Origin of the sequence: Azospirillum humicireducens (assembly GCF_001639105.2) — a bacterium.
Taxonomy (GTDB): Bacteria; Pseudomonadota; Alphaproteobacteria; order Azospirillales; family Azospirillaceae; genus Azospirillum; species Azospirillum humicireducens.
Window position 1 is genome coordinate 1,870,064 of record NZ_CP015285.1, and the last position, 16,809, is coordinate 1,886,872.

The 16,809-nt window shown below is 66.5% G+C and carries 20 protein-coding genes and 2 tRNA genes; 8 read left to right on the forward strand and 14 right to left on the reverse strand.

The genetic code is table 11. The features are described 5' to 3' along the window. The 8 genes from nuoF to A6A40_RS08650 all read right to left on the reverse strand — a co-directional run bounded on the left by nuoF (position 1) and on the right by A6A40_RS08650 (position 5,650). Positions 1–1,290, reverse strand: coding sequence for an NADH-quinone oxidoreductase subunit NuoF (gene nuoF, locus A6A40_RS08615; RefSeq protein ID WP_063635038.1), 1,290 nt, complete (start codon positions 1,288–1,290; stop codon positions 1–3). 16 nt (positions 1,291–1,306) lie between these two features. Beyond that, positions 1,307–1,954 carry an NADH-quinone oxidoreductase subunit NuoE gene (gene nuoE / locus A6A40_RS08620; RefSeq protein ID WP_063635039.1) on the reverse strand — a complete coding sequence of 216 codons (648 nt, stop codon included), beginning with the start codon at positions 1,952–1,954 and terminating at the stop codon, positions 1,307–1,309. Further along, on the reverse strand, positions 1,951–3,099 hold the full coding sequence (locus A6A40_RS08625; RefSeq protein WP_335645184.1) for an NADH-quinone oxidoreductase subunit D: 1,149 nt from the start codon (positions 3,097–3,099) through the stop codon (positions 1,951–1,953). The genes nuoE and A6A40_RS08625 overlap by 4 nt, the downstream gene beginning before the upstream one ends. A 107-nt stretch (positions 3,100–3,206) precedes the next feature. Beyond that, the gene (locus A6A40_RS08630) at positions 3,207–3,836 is read right to left on the reverse strand and encodes an NADH-quinone oxidoreductase subunit C (RefSeq protein ID WP_063635041.1); all 630 of its coding nucleotides are present in this window, start codon (positions 3,834–3,836) and stop codon (positions 3,207–3,209) included. Between the two features lie 94 nt (positions 3,837–3,930). Further along, positions 3,931–4,476, reverse strand: a complete 546-nt coding sequence (locus A6A40_RS08635; RefSeq protein WP_174470176.1) for a NuoB/complex I 20 kDa subunit family protein — start codon at positions 4,474–4,476, stop codon at positions 3,931–3,933. Then, complete coding sequence (locus A6A40_RS08640; RefSeq protein ID WP_014248419.1) at positions 4,467–4,835, reverse strand: NADH-quinone oxidoreductase subunit A; 369 nt, start codon at positions 4,833–4,835, stop codon at positions 4,467–4,469. The genes A6A40_RS08635 and A6A40_RS08640 overlap by 10 nt, the downstream gene beginning before the upstream one ends. Before the next feature lie 313 nt (positions 4,836–5,148). Then, positions 5,149–5,225 (reverse strand) — tRNA-Asp (locus A6A40_RS08645). A 197-nt stretch (positions 5,226–5,422) separates the two neighbouring features. After that, entirely contained in the window at positions 5,423–5,650 is a 228-nt protein-coding gene (locus A6A40_RS08650) for a hypothetical protein (RefSeq protein WP_063635043.1), read from the reverse strand. A gap of 166 nt (positions 5,651–5,816) precedes the next feature. Between A6A40_RS08650 and A6A40_RS08655 the strand changes: the two genes are divergently transcribed. After that, entirely contained in the window at positions 5,817–6,104 is a 288-nt protein-coding gene (locus A6A40_RS08655; protein ID WP_236783614.1) for a hypothetical protein, read from the forward strand. 142 nt (positions 6,105–6,246) lie between these two features. Further along, positions 6,247–6,645, forward strand: a complete 399-nt coding sequence (locus A6A40_RS08660; RefSeq protein WP_236783615.1) for a hypothetical protein — start codon at positions 6,247–6,249, stop codon at positions 6,643–6,645. 6 nt (positions 6,646–6,651) lie between these two features. On the opposite strand, the gene A6A40_RS08665 is transcribed toward A6A40_RS08660, so the two are convergent. After that, a complete protein-coding gene (locus A6A40_RS08665; RefSeq protein WP_063635044.1) occupies positions 6,652–7,107 on the reverse strand; it encodes a hypothetical protein in 456 nt (151 codons plus the stop codon). Between the two features lie 167 nt (positions 7,108–7,274). Here A6A40_RS08665 and A6A40_RS08670 point away from each other — a divergent pair, with 167 nt between their 5' ends. Next, positions 7,275–7,928, forward strand: a complete 654-nt coding sequence (locus tag A6A40_RS08670) for a DsbA family oxidoreductase (RefSeq protein WP_063635045.1) — start codon at positions 7,275–7,277, stop codon at positions 7,926–7,928. 54 nt (positions 7,929–7,982) lie between these two features. Here A6A40_RS08670 and A6A40_RS08675 read toward each other — a convergent pair whose 3' ends face one another. After that, positions 7,983–9,920 (reverse strand): propionyl-CoA synthetase, encoded by a 1,938-nt coding sequence (locus tag A6A40_RS08675; protein WP_063635046.1) that lies wholly within the window; start codon positions 9,918–9,920, stop codon positions 7,983–7,985. Between the two features lie 186 nt (positions 9,921–10,106). After that, on the reverse strand, positions 10,107–10,568 hold the full coding sequence (locus tag A6A40_RS08680) for a DUF3574 domain-containing protein (protein WP_063635047.1): 462 nt from the start codon (positions 10,566–10,568) through the stop codon (positions 10,107–10,109). A 105-nt stretch (positions 10,569–10,673) separates the two neighbouring features. Between A6A40_RS08680 and A6A40_RS08685 the strand changes: the two genes are divergently transcribed. Then, positions 10,674–11,039, forward strand: coding sequence for a hypothetical protein (locus A6A40_RS08685; RefSeq protein ID WP_063635048.1), 366 nt, complete (start codon positions 10,674–10,676; stop codon positions 11,037–11,039). A 9-nt stretch (positions 11,040–11,048) separates the two neighbouring features. Here the strand turns inward: A6A40_RS08685 and A6A40_RS08690 are convergent, their stop codons facing one another. After that, positions 11,049–11,486: an Rrf2 family transcriptional regulator gene (locus tag A6A40_RS08690; RefSeq protein WP_063635049.1), complete on the reverse strand. Its 438-nt coding sequence runs from the start codon at positions 11,484–11,486 to the stop codon at positions 11,049–11,051. A 158-nt stretch (positions 11,487–11,644) separates the two neighbouring features. On the opposite strand from A6A40_RS08690, the gene A6A40_RS08695 reads away from it, so the two are divergent. Further along, a complete protein-coding gene (locus A6A40_RS08695) occupies positions 11,645–12,577 on the forward strand; it encodes an NAD(P)/FAD-dependent oxidoreductase (RefSeq protein WP_063635050.1) in 933 nt (310 codons plus the stop codon). Here A6A40_RS08695 and A6A40_RS08700 read toward each other — a convergent pair. Then, positions 12,574–13,215 carry a LysE/ArgO family amino acid transporter gene (locus A6A40_RS08700; protein WP_063635051.1) on the reverse strand — a complete coding sequence of 214 codons (642 nt, stop codon included), beginning with the start codon at positions 13,213–13,215 and terminating at the stop codon, positions 12,574–12,576. The two genes, A6A40_RS08695 and A6A40_RS08700, sit on opposite strands and share 4 nt — an antisense overlap. A gap of 96 nt (positions 13,216–13,311) precedes the next feature. Between A6A40_RS08700 and A6A40_RS08705 the strand changes: the two genes are divergently transcribed. The 3 genes from A6A40_RS08705 (at position 13,312) to A6A40_RS08715 (ending at position 16,616) form a co-directional block, all read left to right on the forward strand. Then, on the forward strand, positions 13,312–14,211 hold the full coding sequence (locus tag A6A40_RS08705; protein WP_063635052.1) for a LysR family transcriptional regulator ArgP: 900 nt from the start codon (positions 13,312–13,314) through the stop codon (positions 14,209–14,211). A 60-nt stretch (positions 14,212–14,271) separates the two neighbouring features. Then, positions 14,272–16,086, forward strand: a complete 1,815-nt coding sequence (locus tag A6A40_RS08710) for a M3 family oligoendopeptidase (RefSeq protein WP_063635053.1) — start codon at positions 14,272–14,274, stop codon at positions 16,084–16,086. A gap of 107 nt (positions 16,087–16,193) precedes the next feature. Continuing rightward, positions 16,194–16,616, forward strand: a complete 423-nt coding sequence (locus tag A6A40_RS08715; protein WP_063635054.1) for a bacteriohemerythrin — start codon at positions 16,194–16,196, stop codon at positions 16,614–16,616. A 98-nt stretch (positions 16,617–16,714) separates the two neighbouring features. On the opposite strand, the gene A6A40_RS08720 is transcribed toward A6A40_RS08715, so the two are convergent. Then, positions 16,715–16,790, reverse strand: a tRNA-Lys gene (locus A6A40_RS08720). Positions 16,791–16,809: the final 19 nt, after the last annotated feature.

The window sequence follows — 16,809 nt, forward strand, 5'->3', positions numbered from 1 at the left end:
TTACTCGGCCGCCAGCGGGGCGCTGTTGCGGTAGGCCTGGATGCGCCGCTCGACTTCCGGACGGAAGTGGCGGAACAGGCCCTGGATCGGCCAGGCGGCGGCGTCGCCGAGCGCGCAGATGGTGTGGCCTTCGACCTGCTTGGTGACCTGCAGCAGCATGTCGATCTCTTCCATGCGCGCGTTGCCGGTGACCATGCGCTGCATGACGCGGTTCATCCAGCCGGTGCCCTCGCGGCACGGCGTGCACTGGCCACAGGACTCATGGGCGTAGAACTGCGACAGGCGGGCGATGGCCTTCACGATGTCGGTGGACTTGTCCATCACGATCACCGCGGCGGTGCCGAGGCCGGACTGCACTTCGCGCAGGCTGTCGAAGTCCATCAGGACGGTGTCGCAGATCGATTTCGGCAGGACCGGAACCGACGAGCCGCCGGGGATGATGCCCAGCAGGTTGTCCCAGCCGCCGCGCACGCCGCCGGCATGCTTCTCGATCAGCTCCTTCAACGGGATGCCCATCTCCTCTTCCACGTTGCACGGGTTGTTGACGTGCCCGGAGATGCAGAAGAGCTTGGTGCCCGAGTTCTTCGGACGGCCGAGGCCGGCGAACCAGGAGGCGCCGCGGCGCAGGATGGTGGGAACGACGGCGATGGATTCGACGTTGTTCACCGTGGTCGGGCAGGAATAGAGACCGGCCTGGGCAGGGAACGGCGGCTTGTTGCGCGGCTGCCCCTTCTTGCCCTCGATCGACTCGATGAGCGCGGTTTCCTCGCCACAAATGTACGCGCCCGCACCGCGGTGGATGTAGACGTCGTAGCTGTAGCCGGTGCCGCAGGCGTTCTTGCCGATCAGCCCCGCCGCATACGCCTCATCGATGGCGCGCTGGACGTTGGAGCCCTCGTTGTAGAACTCGCCGCGGATGTAGATGTAGCAGGCGCTGGCGCCGATGGCGAAACCGGCGATCAGGCAGCCCTCGATCAGCTTGTGCGGATCGTGGCGCAGGATGTCGCGGTCCTTGCAGGTGCCGGGCTCGCCCTCGTCGGCGTTGATGACGAGGTAGACGGGCTTGTCGGTCACGTTCTTCGGCATGAAGGACCACTTCATGCCGGTCGAGAAGCCGGCGCCGCCGCGGCCGCGCAGCCCCGATTCCTTCACCTGCTCGATGATCCAGTCCCGGCCATTGGCCAGGAAGGATGCCGTGTTGTCCCAGTCACCGCGCTTGCGGGCCGCCTCGAGACCGAAGTCCTGGTAGCCGTAGAGGTTGGTGAAGATGCGGTCCTCATCGCGAAGCATCGCTGTCCCCTCCCCCTCAATCGTCCGCTTGCGCGGCAGTGGCGTCCGCTTGCGCGGTGGTAAAGGCCTTCAGCGTCGTCGGGCCGCCGACCGGCTCCGAGGACTGACGGCCGGTCTGCGAACCGGGCTTCGGCGTCTCGCCGCGCGCCAGCGCGTCGAGGATGCGCTCCATATGCTCCGGGGCCACGTCTTCGTAGTAATCGTCACCGATCTGCACAACCGGCGCGTTGACGCAGGCGCCCGAACACTCGACCTCGCCCAGCGTGAACTGGCCGTCGGCCGTGGTCTCGCCCACCTCGATGCCGAGCTTCTTCTTGCAGGTGTGGACGATATCGTCCGACCCGCGCAGCCAGCAGGGCGTGGTGGTGCAGACCTGGATGTGGTGCTTACCGACCGGGTTCTTGTTGTACATCGTGTAGAAGGTCGCGACCTCATACACGCGGATGCGGGGCATGCCGAGCAGGTCGGCCACGGCGTCCATGGCGACGCGCGGCAGCCAGCCGCCATTCTGGCGCTGGGCGACATCCAGCAGCGGCATGCAGGCGCTGGCCTGCTTGCCCTGCGGATACTTGGCGATAATTCGCTTCGCCAGCTCCAGATTTTCCGGAGTGAAGGTGAAGCTGGTCGGCTCGGCGTGGCCGTGATCGGAAGCGGGCGCGCTCATCGATCGATTTCTCCGAAAACGATGTCCATCGAGGCGATGTTGGCGACGGCGTCGGCCAGCATGTGACCCTTCGACATGAAGTCCAGGCCCTGAAGATGGGCGAAGCCCGGCGCGCGGATCTTGCAGCGGTAGGGCTTGTTGGTGCCGTCGGACACCAGATACACGCCGAACTCGCCCTTGGGCGCTTCGATTGCGGTGTAGGTCTCGCCGGCGGGGACGTGGAAGCCCTCGGTGAAGAGCTTGAAGTGGTGGATCAGCGCTTCCATCGAGCGCTTCATCTCACCGCGCGGCGGCGGCGACACCTTCCGGTCCTCGATCTTGTAGGGGCCGGCCGGCATCTCCTTGCAGCACTGGCGGATGATGCGCAGCGACTGGCGCATCTCCTCCATGCGCACGAGGTAGCGCGCCCAGCAGTCGCCGGTCAGGCCGACCGGGACGTCGAACTCCATGCGGTCATAGACCTCGTAGGGCTGCGACTTGCGCAGGTCCCACGCCACGCCGGAGCCACGCAGCATCGGGCCGGTGAAGGCCCAGTCGAGCGCCTGCTCCTTGGTGACGATGCCGATGTCGACCGTGCGCTGCTTGAAGATGCGGTTCTCGGTCAGCAGGCTTTCGAGGTCGTCCATGAACTTCGGATAACGCTCGGTGAAGGCCCAGATGTCGTCCAGCAGGCCGTCCGGCAGGTCCCAGGCGACGCCGCCCGGCCGGAAATAGTTGGCGTGCAGGCGGGCACCCGACACGCGCTCGTAGAACTCCATGAGGATTTCGCGTTCCTCGAAGCCCCACAGGGCCGGCGTGATGGCGCCGACGTCGAGCGCGCCCGTCGTGATCGACAGGATGTGGTTCAGGATGCGCGTGATCTCGGAGAACAGCACGCGGATGTACTGGGCGCGCAGCGGCGCCTTGATCTGCAGCAGGTTCTCGATGCCGAGCACATAGGCGTGCTCCATGCACATCGGGCTGACATAGTCCAGGCGGTCGAAATACGGCACGGCCTGGACGTAGGTCTTGTACTCGATCAGCTTTTCGGTGCCGCGGTGCAGGAGGCCGATGTGCGGATCGCAGCGCTCCACCACCTCGCCGTTCAGCTCCATCACCAGACGGAGCACGCCGTGGGCGGCCGGGTGCTGCGGCCCGAAATTCATCGTGTAGGGCTTGATCTGCGTCTTGGTCTCGGGACCCGACGCGCTGATCGGCCCGCTGGGACCAGTCGTGACGACGCCGGTCGCCGATTCGGTCGAAACGGTCATGCTCACGGCTTCTTGCTCCCGTCCTGGAGGGCCGCCTTCTCATCGCCGGGCAGCATGACGTTGGTCATGCCTTCCCACGGGCTGAGGAAGTCGAAGGCGCGGAAATCCTGGGTCAGACGGACCGGCTCGTAGATCACGCGCTTCTGGTCCTCGTCGTACCGGGCTTCGACATAGCCGGTCAGCGGGAAGTCCTTGCGGAAGGGGTGCCCCTCGAACCCGTAGTCGGTGAGGATGCGGCGCAGGTCCGGGTGATTCTCGAAGAAGATGCCGAACAGGTCCCACACCTCGCGCTCGAACCAGTTGGCCGCGCTGAAGACGGACACGGCCGACGGGACGGGCGTGTCCTCGTCGGTGGCCAGCTTCACGCGCATGCGCCGGTTGTGGGTGTAGCTGAGCAGCTGATAGACGACCTCGAACCGCTCGACGCGATCCGGGTAATCGACAGCGGTGATGTCGGTCAGCTGCTCGAACCGGATGGCCGGATCGTCGCGCAGCGCGGTCAGCACCGTCAGGATGGCCGGCCGTTTGACCGTCACCATCAGCTCGCCGATCCTCACCTCGACCTTCAGGACGTCGCCGCCGAGCTTGGCCGCGATGACGTCCCCGAGTTCCTTCAACGCCTGTTCGGACATGGGTGGGACCCTGCCTTCCTACTTGTCTTCAGCGCGCTTGTCGTTCGTCCCGCCCGGCAGCGGCATGGCTGCTGGCGGGAACGGTACGCCATGGTCAGCGGGCGATGCGGTTGCCGCGCTTGATCTTCTTCTGGAGCTGGAGGATGCCGTAGATCAGCGCCTCCGCTGTCGGCGGGCAGCCGGGAACATAGATATCGACCGGAACGATCCGGTCGCAGCCACGAACCACGGCATAGGAATAGTGATAGTAACCGCCGCCGTTGGCGCAGGACCCCATGGAGATCACCCAGCGCGGCTCCGGCATCTGGTCGTAGACCTTGCGGAGCGCGGGGGCCATCTTGTTGGTCAGGGTGCCGGCAACGATCATGCAGTCGGACTGGCGCGGGCTGGGACGCGGGATCACGCCGAAACGGTCCAGGTCATACCGGCTCATATAGGCGTGGATCATCTCCACCGCGCAGCAGGCCAGACCGAAGGTCATCGGCCACAGCGAACCGGTCCGGGCCCAGGCCAGCAGATCCTCGTACTTCGCCAGCACGAAGCCCTTGTCCTGGATCTCGTCGGAGACCGCGCGGATGTAGGCGTCCTGTTCCGGTCCGGGCGGAATCGGCGCCAGCGGCTTGGCGACCTCTACTCCCATTCCAGAGCTCCTTTCTTCCACTCATAAATGAAGCCGATGGTCAGGATGCCCAGGAACAGCATCATCGACCAGAAGCCGAACAGCCCGATGTCGCCGAGGGCGATCGCCCACGGGAACAGGAAGGCGACTTCCAGGTCGAAGATGATGAACAGGATCGAGACCAGATAGAACCGCACGTCGAACTTGGTGCGCGCGTCCTCGAACGGCTCAAAGCCGCATTCGTAGGGGGAGACCTTCTCGGCGTCCGGGTTCTTCGGGCTGATGACGTAGGATGCCCCAACCATCACCGCGGCCAGCGCGATGCCGATCAGCAGAAACACCAGGATCGGAAGATACTCAATGATCAGCGGAGTCGACACCGCGTTCCTCCCATAAGCCCACGACCACGGGCGCCGTTCCAGCCGGAAATCGGCGGAAGCGCAAAGCCGTGGCAGCCATGCCTTGGATTAGCCCATCAGACGGGCCGGAATATATGCCGAGACCGTGGGCAAGGAAAGCGCTTTGAATCGCTTTTCACTACGCGGAAGGACAAGCCGTCCCCTGCGCCAGAACTTGGTAATACCACGTTTTTAAAAACGGACAAAGGGGAGACTATTCGCATGCAAAAAAGGACCCGCGATCGGCGAGTCCTTGGGCCATACTGGCGAATGACAGAATTTTTCAAAGAAGAAGTGGCGCGAGTGACGGGACTTGAACCCGCGGCCTCCGGCGTGACAGGCCGGCGCTCTAACCAACTGAGCTACACCCGCGCTGAGCGACTTGGCTTCAACATCGGCAAGTTCTAAAGACAACGCTTTGAACCGCCTACCGTTTTCCGCCGGGCTGTCGAGGCCCTGTCGTTCGGTGGGCGGTTTGTAGTCGCCTGGGAGGCTGCCTGTCAACCACCAAATTGCAAAAAATTAATGTCGAGCCGGCGTCTCGAATTCAGGCGGTTCCGCCACCCGGCTCAAGGCAGGCGATGCGCTTCCCGGCGCAGGGCTTCCAGGCGGTCGAAGCCCTGGATCATGCCCGCCGACAGCTCACGGTGATCGACGGCATCGGGGCCGCCGAAGCGGGTCAGCGTTTCTTCCAGGGCGCGGGCCAGATGCTCGGCAACGTCCAGATGCTTTTGTTCGAGCGCCAGTTCGAGTGCGGCGAGGATGCGGTCGCCGAGCCGCCGGTCGTTCGATGTCATGCGTTTCCCCAGCCCGTGAATTTATGCGGCCGGCCATCGGCCGCCCTTGCTTGGCTTGAATGCGCAGAATAGCAGGTTCGCTGCGGCGGAGCGGCGGGAATCGCACGCTGCGACATTTCGGAGGCACCTCTTCCGCTTCCGGTCCACCCCATGCGATAATCCGGCCATGCCGTTCCCTGTTCCATCCCGCAGCCGTCCCATCGTCCGTCTGCTGACCGCCGGCATCGTCATGGCGTCAGGACCGTCGCTGGCCGCCTCGAACGTCTCCGCCGCACAGGCCGAGGCGAAGGAAATCGCCAAATCGATGGGCAACTGCACCCCGGCCAAGGTCGAGGTGCTGCGCTATACCGTCGGGCGCGAGGGGTCGACGACCTTCAAGATCGGCTGCAGCGAGGACAAGGACGCCTTCGTCGTCGTACAGTGCCGGTCGCGCATCTGTGCGCTGGCGCGCTGAGAGCTGCCAAGGTCGAGCCGTATGGGTGAATTCACCGCTTGTTAACTGCGGTCGCGCGCAATTGCGGGATGCGGCGGATCGGGGCCGGTGTGCACATGGCAACAGGGGCCGGATGACGATGGGGACGGAACGGACGGCAGCGATGCGGAGGTGGCTGGCCATTGCAGTGGCGGCATCGACGATGGCGTTGGCCGGCTGCACCTCGCCGCTCGGGCTGGCGGCAGCCGGCGCCGATGTGGTGACGCTCAACGCCACCAGGAAGACCATCGGCGATCATCTGGTGTCGGCCGCGACCGGACGCGACTGTTCGATCATCAGCTTTGAGCAGAGCGGCGATTACTGTCCGGACAAGGTCGAGATCGACCGCTCGCGGGTCTATTGCTACCGCACGCTGGCCGATGTCGAGTGCCACCATATCCCCGACCCCTACCGCAATGGCAACACCGCACTCGCCAGCCCGCCGCCGGACGTCCGGACGGTGCCGCGCAAAAAGGGCTGGTTCGACGACGCCACGCCCTATATGGCGAACAACGGGACCTGAGGGACCTCAGCGCACCTTCTTGGCGACGAAGGCCTTGGCGATGGCCATCATCGCCTTCTCGTGCGAAGGACCGCCGGCCGGAGCTTCATGAACGGTGGCGCCCTTCACCGCGGCGGCCTTGCCGGCGGGGGCTGCGCGCTGGGGAACCGGGTCTCCTGAATCGCGGCCCAGCTGGTTCAGCAGATTCTCAAGCGCGTCCCGGCTGAGGCCTGAGGCGGACGGCCGCCCTCCCCCTGTGCCACCGCCGGCAGCCGGACGCGCAGCCGGGCTTCGGCTGGGCGGACGGCCGGCACGCTCGATCGCGGCGGCGGCGATGGCCTTCAGGAAGGGCTGGGCGATCCCGCGCAGCAGGTCGGGATCCTCGACGGCCCAGGCCATCAGGATCTTCTGTGCGTTCATCCGGCTGCCCTTGGCCGCCAGGATCGCTTCGCGGACCTTGCCGTCGACGTAGGAATTGCTCATCGGGATCCGTCCACCGGGATATGTCCGCCAGCCGCGTCGGGACCGCCGGAGCCACGCTGGACTGTCGGACCAACTCGGTTAACAAACGGTTGCAGCTCCCTTTGCGCTTTGCGGAAGGGATCGAAGAAGCGGTTGCCGCCGGCCGGAGAGGCGCGGATAGTGGCGGGATGCTGATCGAAACCTTCGCCGACCTGATCTGCCCCTGGTGCTACATCGGCAAACGTCGGCTAGACCGCGCGCTGATGCAGCGGCCGGGCCTGCGCCCGGAACTCCGCTGGCAACCGTTCCAGTTGAACCCGGACATGCCGGGGAGCGGGATGTCGCGCGACGATTATCTGGCCGCCAAGTTCGGCGGCGGCGAACGGGCCCGGCAGATTCACCGGGTGGTGGAGGATACGGCGGCGCGCGACGGGCTGCCGCTGGCGCTCGACCGCATCCGGCGAACGCCCAACAGCTTCGACGCGCACCGACTGGTCCGGATCGCCGGGCGCCAGGGGATGGGCAACGCCATGGCCGATGCGCTGTTCACCGCCTATTTCGTCGAGGGGGTCGACATCGGCGACCGCGATGCGCTGGCAAGCGTCGCCGCCGGGCTGGGATTGGATTTCGCCGAGACACGGCGCCAGCTGTCCACCGACGCCGAATCGGCTTCCGTGCATGCCGCCGACGCACTGGCCCGCCAGATGGGGCTGCAGGCCGTGCCCTGCTATATCTTCAACCGCCGCTACGCGCTGTCCGGCGCGCAGGAGCCGGCGAGTTTCCTGCCGCTGCTCGACCTCGGCAGCGAGGAGCCGGAGAACCTGTCGGTCGTTTCCGGCTGAGGCCCTGGAATGAGAAAGGGCGGCCCGTAAGCCGCCCTTCCCCTGTCCACCCAATCAGGCCGGCGTGCTGCTGGTCTTGGCGTAGCCCAGAGTCTTCAGCGCGTCGGCGATTTCCGGCAGGATGCCCGGATCGTCGATGGTCGCCGGCATCTTGTAGTCCTGGCTGTCGGCGATCTTCTGCATGGTGCCGCGCAGGATCTTGCCCGACCGGGTCTTCGGCAGGCGGTCGACCACCAGGGCCCGCTTGAAGTCGGCGACCGGCCCGATCTGCTCGCGCACCAGCTGGACAACCTCCTTGACGATCTCCTCATGCGGGCGGGTGACTCCGGCCTTCAGGCAGACGAAGCCAAGCGGCACCTGCCCCTTCAGGTCGTCGGCGACGCCGATCACCGCGCATTCGGCGACGTCCTTGTGGCTCGACAGAACCTCTTCCATGGCGCCGGTGGACAGGCGGTGGCCAGCGACGTTGATGATGTCGTCGGTGCGGGCCATGACATAGACATAGCCGTCATCGTCGATGAAGCCGGCATCGCCGGTCTGGTAATAGCCGGGGTAATCGGCGAGGTAGGACTTCTTGAAGCGCTCGTCGGCGTTCCACAAGGTCGGCAGCGTGCCGGGAGGAAGCGGCAGCTTGACGCAGATGGCGCCGATGTCGCCGCGCGGAACCTCCTTCAGCTCGGCGTTCAGAACCCGCACGTCCCAGCCCGGCATCGGACGGGTGGCTGAGCCGTACTTGATCGGGAACAGGTGAACGCCCAGCGGGTTGCCGGAGATCGCCCAGCCGGTCTCCGTCTGCCACCAGTGGTCGATCACCGGAACCTTCAGATTGTCCTCCGCCCAGTGCAGGGTGTCCGGATCCGACCGTTCGCCGGCCAGGAACAGGGCGCGGAAATGCGACAGGTCGTACTTCTTCAGGTGATTGGCGTCCGGATCCTCGCGCTTGATGGCGCGGAAGGCGGTGGGGGCGGTGAACAGCGTGCCGATCTTGTGCTGCTCGATCACGCGCCAGAAGGTGCCGGGATCGGGGGTGCCGACCGGCTTGCCTTCGAACACCACAGTGGTGCAGCCGGTCAGCAGCGGCGCATACACGATGTAGGAATGGCCGACGACCCAGCCCACGTCCGACGCCGCCCAATACACTTCGCCGGGCTTGACGTTGTAGATGTTGGTCATGGTCCAGCGCAGCGCCACCGCATGGCCGCCATTGTCGCGCACCACGCCCTTGGGCTGGCCGGTCGTGCCGGAGGTGTAGAGGATGTAGAGTGGATCGGTGGCCTTGACGGGCACGCATTCCGCCGGCTCGGCCTTCGCCACGGCTTCCATCCAGTCGACGTCGCGGCCGGCGATCAGCGTCGCGGTCTCCTGCGGGCGCTGCCAGACGATGACGCTGGCGGGCTTGTGCGCCGACTGTTCGATGGCGGCGTCCAGCATCGGCTTGTACTTGACGATGCGGTTCGGCTCGATGCCGCAGGAGGCCGAGACGATGGCCTTCGGTTTGGCGTCGTCGATGCGGGTCGCCAGCTCATGCGGGGCGAAGCCGCCGAACACCACGGAATGGACGGCACCCAGACGGGCGCAGGCCAGCATGGCGACGACCGATTGCGGGATCATCGGCATGTAGAGGAGGACGCGGTCGCCCTTCTCCACGCCCTGGGCGCGCAGCGCGCCGGCGAAGCGGGCGACCTGGTCCTGCAGTTCGGCATAGGTGATGGTCTGGACGGTCTGGGTGACCGGGCTGTCATAGATGATCGCCGCCTGGGCGCCGCGCCCGTCTTCCACATGGCGGTCCACCGCGTTGTAGCAGGTGTTCAGCTCGCCGCCGGTGAACCAGCGGTAGAAGGGCGCGTTGCTGTCGTCCAGCACCTTGTCCCACGGCTTGAACCAGGAGATGTCCTTCGCCGCCTCGCCCCAGAACCCGGCAGGGTCCGACAGGGAACGGGCATGCATCTGGTCGAAAAGCTCTGCAGTCGTGGTGCTGGCGGTCGGGCTCATGGCAGGGCGTCCCTCATTCTATTTTGGTACTATTCGGTGCGCATTTCCTCTCGGCCGCGAAACGATCAGTTCCGCAGCCTCCACAATCTGCGACAAAAGCATAAGTGCAGGCAAATGTCTGAAGGTCGGGGGTGCGGCGAGCTGTCGCATTCCCCGTTCGTGAAACGCCGTTCCGAAACCTGGAATTCAAAAGGATACGCAGACCGGCCTTATGGCGAGTCCGACCGACTGCTGGTGGAAACGCTCCTTGTACGATTCGACGATTTCGCGGATGAGCGACAGCGTCGCCGGTCCTCCTTCGGCCAGCAGGGTCAGCACCTTGCTCGGCTCCCGGATCAGCCGGCCGGACTCGCTGTCGCGCCAATGGCCGGAGGCGTCGATGACGGTCAGGCCGTTGGGAAAGCGCGGCGTCACCTCCCCATCCAGGAAATCGGCCCAGTCGCGCTCGCTGACACCGACATCCGCACCGATGTTGCGGCCGAAGAACAGCTGCGCCTCGATCATCGGGGCGGCGGAATAGGCTTCGCACGCGAGCGGAGCCGCGGCCGGAGCGAAGGCGGGCTGCGTGGGGGCCAGCTGTGCCGCGGCCGGCACGCTCAGCAGCAGGAGCGGGAGAAGAACGGACGGCAGAATCGGGACGGGACGCATCGGCGAGTCTCCGTTCGGGTGAGGGATGGCGCGTCAAGTCAGGCGGGTGGTGCGAGGATCAGCGATGCACTGGTCAGGACGCCCCCGGACCGTTATGCATGGATCATGGCCATCGATCCACCCATCACCGGGATTCGCCCGATCCTGACCGTCGTCCACGGCAACGGCGAGCGCCTGATCGTGGCCCGCCTCACCAACCTGGGCGGCGGCAGCCAGTCCAACCGCTTCGTCCTGCGCCGAGCCGACTTCCGCGCACCGTGGGAGCAGCCGGAGAAGGGCTATTTCGGCTATGCGGAGGTCGCCCGCGCGCTGGACGCCAATGGCTGGCGCGGCTGCAGCATCGAAGCGATGGCGACCACCGACCTGGAGGAACGCCGCGCCCGCCAGCTCGCCCGCAAGAAACTGCACCTGCAATGCGTCGAGGCGGCGATCCGGCGGGCGCAGGAGTCGGAAATGCCTGGAAGGGCGTAGGAACCAGGCTCACCGTTTCCCCAGCGCCGTCATCCGCCTGTCGAAATCGGCGGCGAGGTCGGCAAGCGTCACCTGGCCCAGGTGGCGGACAAGAACCGCCTCGGCCTCGCGCAGCGCCCCGTCCAGGGCGGCATTGACGGCCTGCTCCACCAGACAGCTCGGCTCGTCCGCCGTCGGGCCGATGGCGAAGATCCCCGGTTCCCCCAATGCGCGGTGGATATCGAGCAGGGTGATCGCGCCAAGCGGCTGCGCCAGCCGCCAGCCGCCGCCATGGCCCTTTTCCGACCGGACATGGCCGGCATCGCGCAGCCCCGCCATGGTCCGGCGGATGACCACCGGATTCGTGTTCAGCATCACGGCGATCGCCTCCGACGTCAGGGCGCCCTCATGCCGGTCCATGTGGATCAGCACATGCAGCATGCGGGAAAGGCGGCTGTCCTGTCGCATCGCTGCTCGGTTCCTTCCAGTGACGCGTCGGGTGGCCGGTCAAATCAGGCCACTTCAGAAGTTACATGGCACATTGACCGCAGCCTTTCATGTAACTTATCGTGTGTCGTGACTGGGCGCGGACGGTGCGCCCGGCCAATGCGAGGAAAGGCACGGTCATGAACGGAAACGACAGGACGACCTACGACGCCATCGTCATCGGCGGCAGCTATGCCGGCATCGCCGCCGCGCTTCAGCTGGTCCGCGCCCGGCGTCGGGTGCTGGTGATCGACGAGGGGGTGCGGCGCAACCGCTTCGCCGCCCACTCGCACGGCTTCCTCGGCCAGGACGGCCGTCCGCCGGGAGACATCGCCGCCGAGGCCCGCGGACAGCTGATGCGTTACCCAACTGTCACCTGGAAGACCGGCAGGGCCGAGGATGCCGCACGGACGACCGGGGGATTTCAGATCATCGATTCGGACGGCATCGGACACCGGGCACGCCGGCTGCTGCTGGCCGTCGGCGTGGTCGACGAGTTGCCGGCGATCCCCGGCCTGCAGGACCGTTGGGGCCGCTCCGTCTTCCATTGCCCCTACTGCCACGGCTACGAACTGATGCAGGGGCGGATCGGCGTCATCGCCGTATCCGGACAGTCGATGCACCATGCTCTGATGCTGCCGGACTGGGGACCGACGACACTGCTTCTGAACGGGACGTTCGAGCCCGACGCCGACCAGTCGGCCCATCTGGCGCGGCGCGGAGTCGCCGTCGAGACCGGCAGCATCACCGGGATCGCCGGCGATCCGGCGGAGGTCAGGCTTACCGACGGGCGGGTTCTGCCCTTCGCCGGCCTGTTCGTGCTGCCGCGAAGCCGCATCGGAAGTCCACTCGCCGCCCAGCTGGGATGCGCAACCGAGGACGGGCCGCTCGGCACCCACATCCGGGTCGATGCGATGCAGGAGACCAGCGTCCCCGGCGTCTTCGCCTGCGGCGACGCGGCACGGGCGGCGGGATCGGTGGCGCTGGCCGTCGGTGCCGGCACGATGGCCGGGACCGCGCTGCACCGGTCGCTGCTGTTCTGCGAGGACGAGGCCCTGTTCGCCCGCCGCTAACCGATCAGCAATCCGGCGGCGATGGCCCACATCACCAGGGCGATGACGCCGTCCATCACCCGCCAGGACGCCGGCCGGGCGAACAGCGGGCGCAGCAGGCGGGCGCCATAGCCGAGCGCGAAGAAGAACAGGAAGGACGCCGTCATCGCCCCCAGCGCGAAGGCTCCCCGCGCGTCGGCGAAGCGGGCGGAAACGGAGCCGACCAGCACCACCGTGTCCAGATAGACATGCGGGTTCAGCCAGGTCAGCGCCAGACAGGTCAGCAGCGCCGGCAGCAGCCCCGCCGACTCCCGGTCAGCCGGCGTCAGCCCGGTTCCGCTGCGCAGGGCCGACCTGGCGCTGCGCAGGCCATAGACCAGCAGGAACGCCGCTCCGGCATAGCGCATCAGCGGCTCCAGCCATGGCCAACGCGCGCCGGCCGTGGCGAACCCGTTCACCCCGATCAGGATCAGCACCGCGTCGGACAGGGCACAGGTGGCGCAGATCGCCAGCACATGCTCGTTGCGCAGGCCCTGGCGCAGCACGAAGGCGTTCTGCGCCCCGATGGCGACGATCAGGCTGAAGCCCAGGAACAGGCCCGGCAGAAAGGCGGTGAGCAGGGCGGAGGGCTGCAGGGAGGCGGCGAAGGGGTCGGTCATGGCACGGTTCCGGAGTCGGTGGATGCCAATCCGCTACCATCGGGCCGCCCCTTGCCCTACTTAACACTCCTTGCCTAGATTAAGCAGAGCTAATCCATGCTGGACTATCCGCTGCTGGCGGCACTGGCCGCCGTGATCCGCACCGGCAGCTTCGAACGCGCCGCCCAGCAATTGCACGTCACGCCGTCGGCGGTGTCGCAGCGGGTCAAGCTGCTGGAGGAACGGTTGGGCAGCGTCCTGGTGGTCCGCGGGCAACCCTGCACCGGGACGGCCGCCGGCCAACGCCTGTGCCAGCATGTGGAGCGGGTTGCCCTGCTGGAAAGCGAACTGCGCGGCGCCCTGCCCGGACTGAGTCCGGCGGAGGGGCCGACCACCCTGCGCATCGCGGTGAACGCCGACAGCCTCGCCACCTGGTTCGTCGCGGCGATGGCCGAACTGCCCGATTGCCTGTTCGATCTGGTTCTGGACGACCAGGACCACAGCGCCGAATGGCTGCGCAAGGGCGAGGTGCTGGCCGCCGTCACCGCCAGCGCGGCACCGGTCCCCGGCTGCAACAGCCATCCGCTGGGCGCGCTGCGCTACCGCGCCACCGCAAGCCCCGACTACATGCGCCGTCATTTTCCGGACGGCGTGACGGCCGACGCCCTGTCCCGCGCGCCCTGCCTGACCTTCAACCGCAAGGACCGGCTGCAGGCGCAATGGCTGCGCACGGTGCTGGGCGACCGCGATTCGCAAACGCCGACTCCGCCCACCCATTGGCTGCCCTCCACCCACGCCTTCGTCGACGGGGCGCTGGCCGGGCTGGGATGGGGCATGAATCCCGACCCGCTGGTGGCCGACCATCTCGCCGCCGGCCGGCTGGTGGAGCTGGTGCCGGGCCATCCGTTGGACGTGCCGCTCCATTGGCAGCAGAGCCGCATCGCCGGAACCGCGCTGGCCGAGCTGTCGCGTGCCGTGCTGCGCGCCGGCCGGCGGGCGCTGCAGGACTCCGCATGAGGACTTTGCCCGCGGCGCGTGCGCGCTTATATGGATCCAACCAATCTCTGGAGGGATTCGATGACCAGCAGCGCCGCCATGGCCGCAAACGACACCCCCGAACTGGGTGCGCTTCCCACCTGGGACCTGAGCGACCTGTATCCCGGCATGGACTCGCCGGAGCTGAAGGCCGACCTCGACCGGATGGAGCGGGAGTGCAAGGCTTTCCGCGAACGCTACGCCGGCAAGCTGGCCGCGCTGAAGGGCGACGATCTGGCCGCCGCGATCCGCAGCTATGAAGAGATCGACGAGACGCTGTCGCGCGTCATGTCCTATGCCGGGCTGGTCTACAACGGCAACATGGTCGACCCGACCATCGCCAAGTTCTATCAGTCCGCACAGGAGCGGGTGAACGACATCTCCGCCCACCTGATCTTCTTCACGCTGGAGATCAACCGCCTGGACGAGGCCGATCTGGCGGCCAAGCAGACGGCGTCCCTGGCGCTGCGCCATTACGAGCCGTGGCTGCGCGACGTCCGCCTTTACCGCGACCACCAGCTGTCCGATGAGATCGAGCGGCTGCTGCACGAAAAGCATGTCGTCGGCCGCGCCGCCTGGAACCGCCTGTTCGACGAGACCATCGCCAGCCTGCGCTTCCCCATGGGTGGAAAGGACCTGACCTGTGCGGAGGCGCTGAACCGCCTGTCCGACCGCAACCCCGCGATCCGCCGCGAGGCCGGCGAGGTGGTGGGCAAGGTGCTGGGCGAGAATGCGCGGCTGTTCGCGCTGGTCACCAACACGCTGGCCAAGGACAAGGAGATCGAGGACGACTGGCGCAACTACCCGACGCCGACCTCCGCCCGCAACCTGTCCAACCGGGTCGAGGATGAAGTCGTCGACGCGCTGGTCTCCGCCGTCAAGGGCGCCTATCCGGACCTGTCCCACCGCTATTATGCGATGAAGGCCAAATGGTTCGGCCAGGACCATCTGGATTACTGGGACCGCAACGCCCCCCTGCCGGAGGATGCCGACCGCAGCATCCCGTGGGAGGAGGCGCGCGACATCGTGCTCGGCGCCTATGGCCGCTTCTCCCCCGACCTCGCCAGCCTGGGCAAGCGCTTCTTCGACAATCCCTGGATCGACGCGCCGGTCCGCCCCGGCAAGGCGCCGGGTGCCTTTGCCCACCCGACCGTGCCCAGCGTCCATCCCTATCTGCTGGTCAACTATCAGGGCAAGACCCGCGACGTGATGACTCTGGCCCATGAGTTGGGGCATGGCGTCCACCAGATCCTGGCCGGCAAGCAGGGGCATTTCCTGTCGGACACCCCGCTGACGCTGGCGGAAACCGCGTCGGTTTTCGGCGAGATGCTGACCTTCCGCGCCCTGCTGGCGGCGGAGACCGATCCGAAGCGCCGCCGCATCATGCTGGCCGGCAAGGTCGAGGACATGCTGAACACGGTGGTCCGCCAGATCGCCTTCTTCGATTTCGAACGCCGCGTCCATACCGAGCGGCGCGAGGGCGAACTGACCTCGGACCGGATCGGCGAGATCTGGATGGCGGTGCAGACCGAAAGCCTCGGCCCGGCGCTGCGCTTCGACGAGGGATACCGGCACTATTGGTCCTACATCCCGCACTTCATCCACTCGCCCTTCTATGTCTACGCCTATGCCTTCGGCGACTGCCTGGTGAACTCGCTCTACGCGGTTTATCAGGACGCGGAGAAGGGCTTCGCCGAGAAGTATCTGGCAATGCTGTCGGCCGGCGGCACGCTGCGCCACAAGGAACTGCTGGCCCCCTTCGGGTTGGATGCCTCCGACCCGGCCTTCTGGCAGAAGGGTCTCGGCGTCATCCGCGGCTTCATCGACGAGTTGGAGGCCGGCGAGGCGACGGGCTGACGATCCGGGTGTCTTGATCGGCGTCAAGAGACCATGACAGCCGTGCGGGTATGGTGGCCTTCGGAGCGTCGTCTCCGAAGGCCATCTTCGTTTCAGGAAGCCCCGCCATGCTTGCAACCGCCACGCCCGCCGCCGCCATCAGCGATGTCCCCGCCAGCGATGTCCCCATGCTCGGCCATGCGGTCATGGACCGCGACCATGTCGATTCCGTCACCCTGCTGCAGGTGGCCTGCGCCGCACCGGCCGGCGAACTCCAGGCGCCCTTCGCCGCCTTCGCCAAGCATCTGCGCGAGCATTTCGCCCGCGAGAACGCACTGATGACCCAGCACGGCTTCTTCGCCCTGCATTGCCACATGGACGAGCACGCCCGCGTCCTGAACGTGGTCGCAGCCATGGAAGCGGAACTGGCAGAAGGCAAGGAGGACCGCGCCCGCCTGTATGTGACCGAGCATTTCCCCGACTGGTTCCATACCCATCTGGCGACGATGGACCGGGTGACCGCGGATTTCCTGGCGCAGGCGGTGGGGTGAGGGTTAGGGAGCGGGCGCCACGCGAAACGCCTCGCCATCCAACAGAAGCCCAAAACTGGAAAGGGGCCGGAACCTGCTCGGTTCCAGCCCCTTATGGATGGTGGGCGCACAAGGACTCGAACCTTGGACCCGCTGATTAAGAGTCAGCTGCTCTACCAACTGAGCTATGCGCCCATCCGTAGGAAGTTTTCAA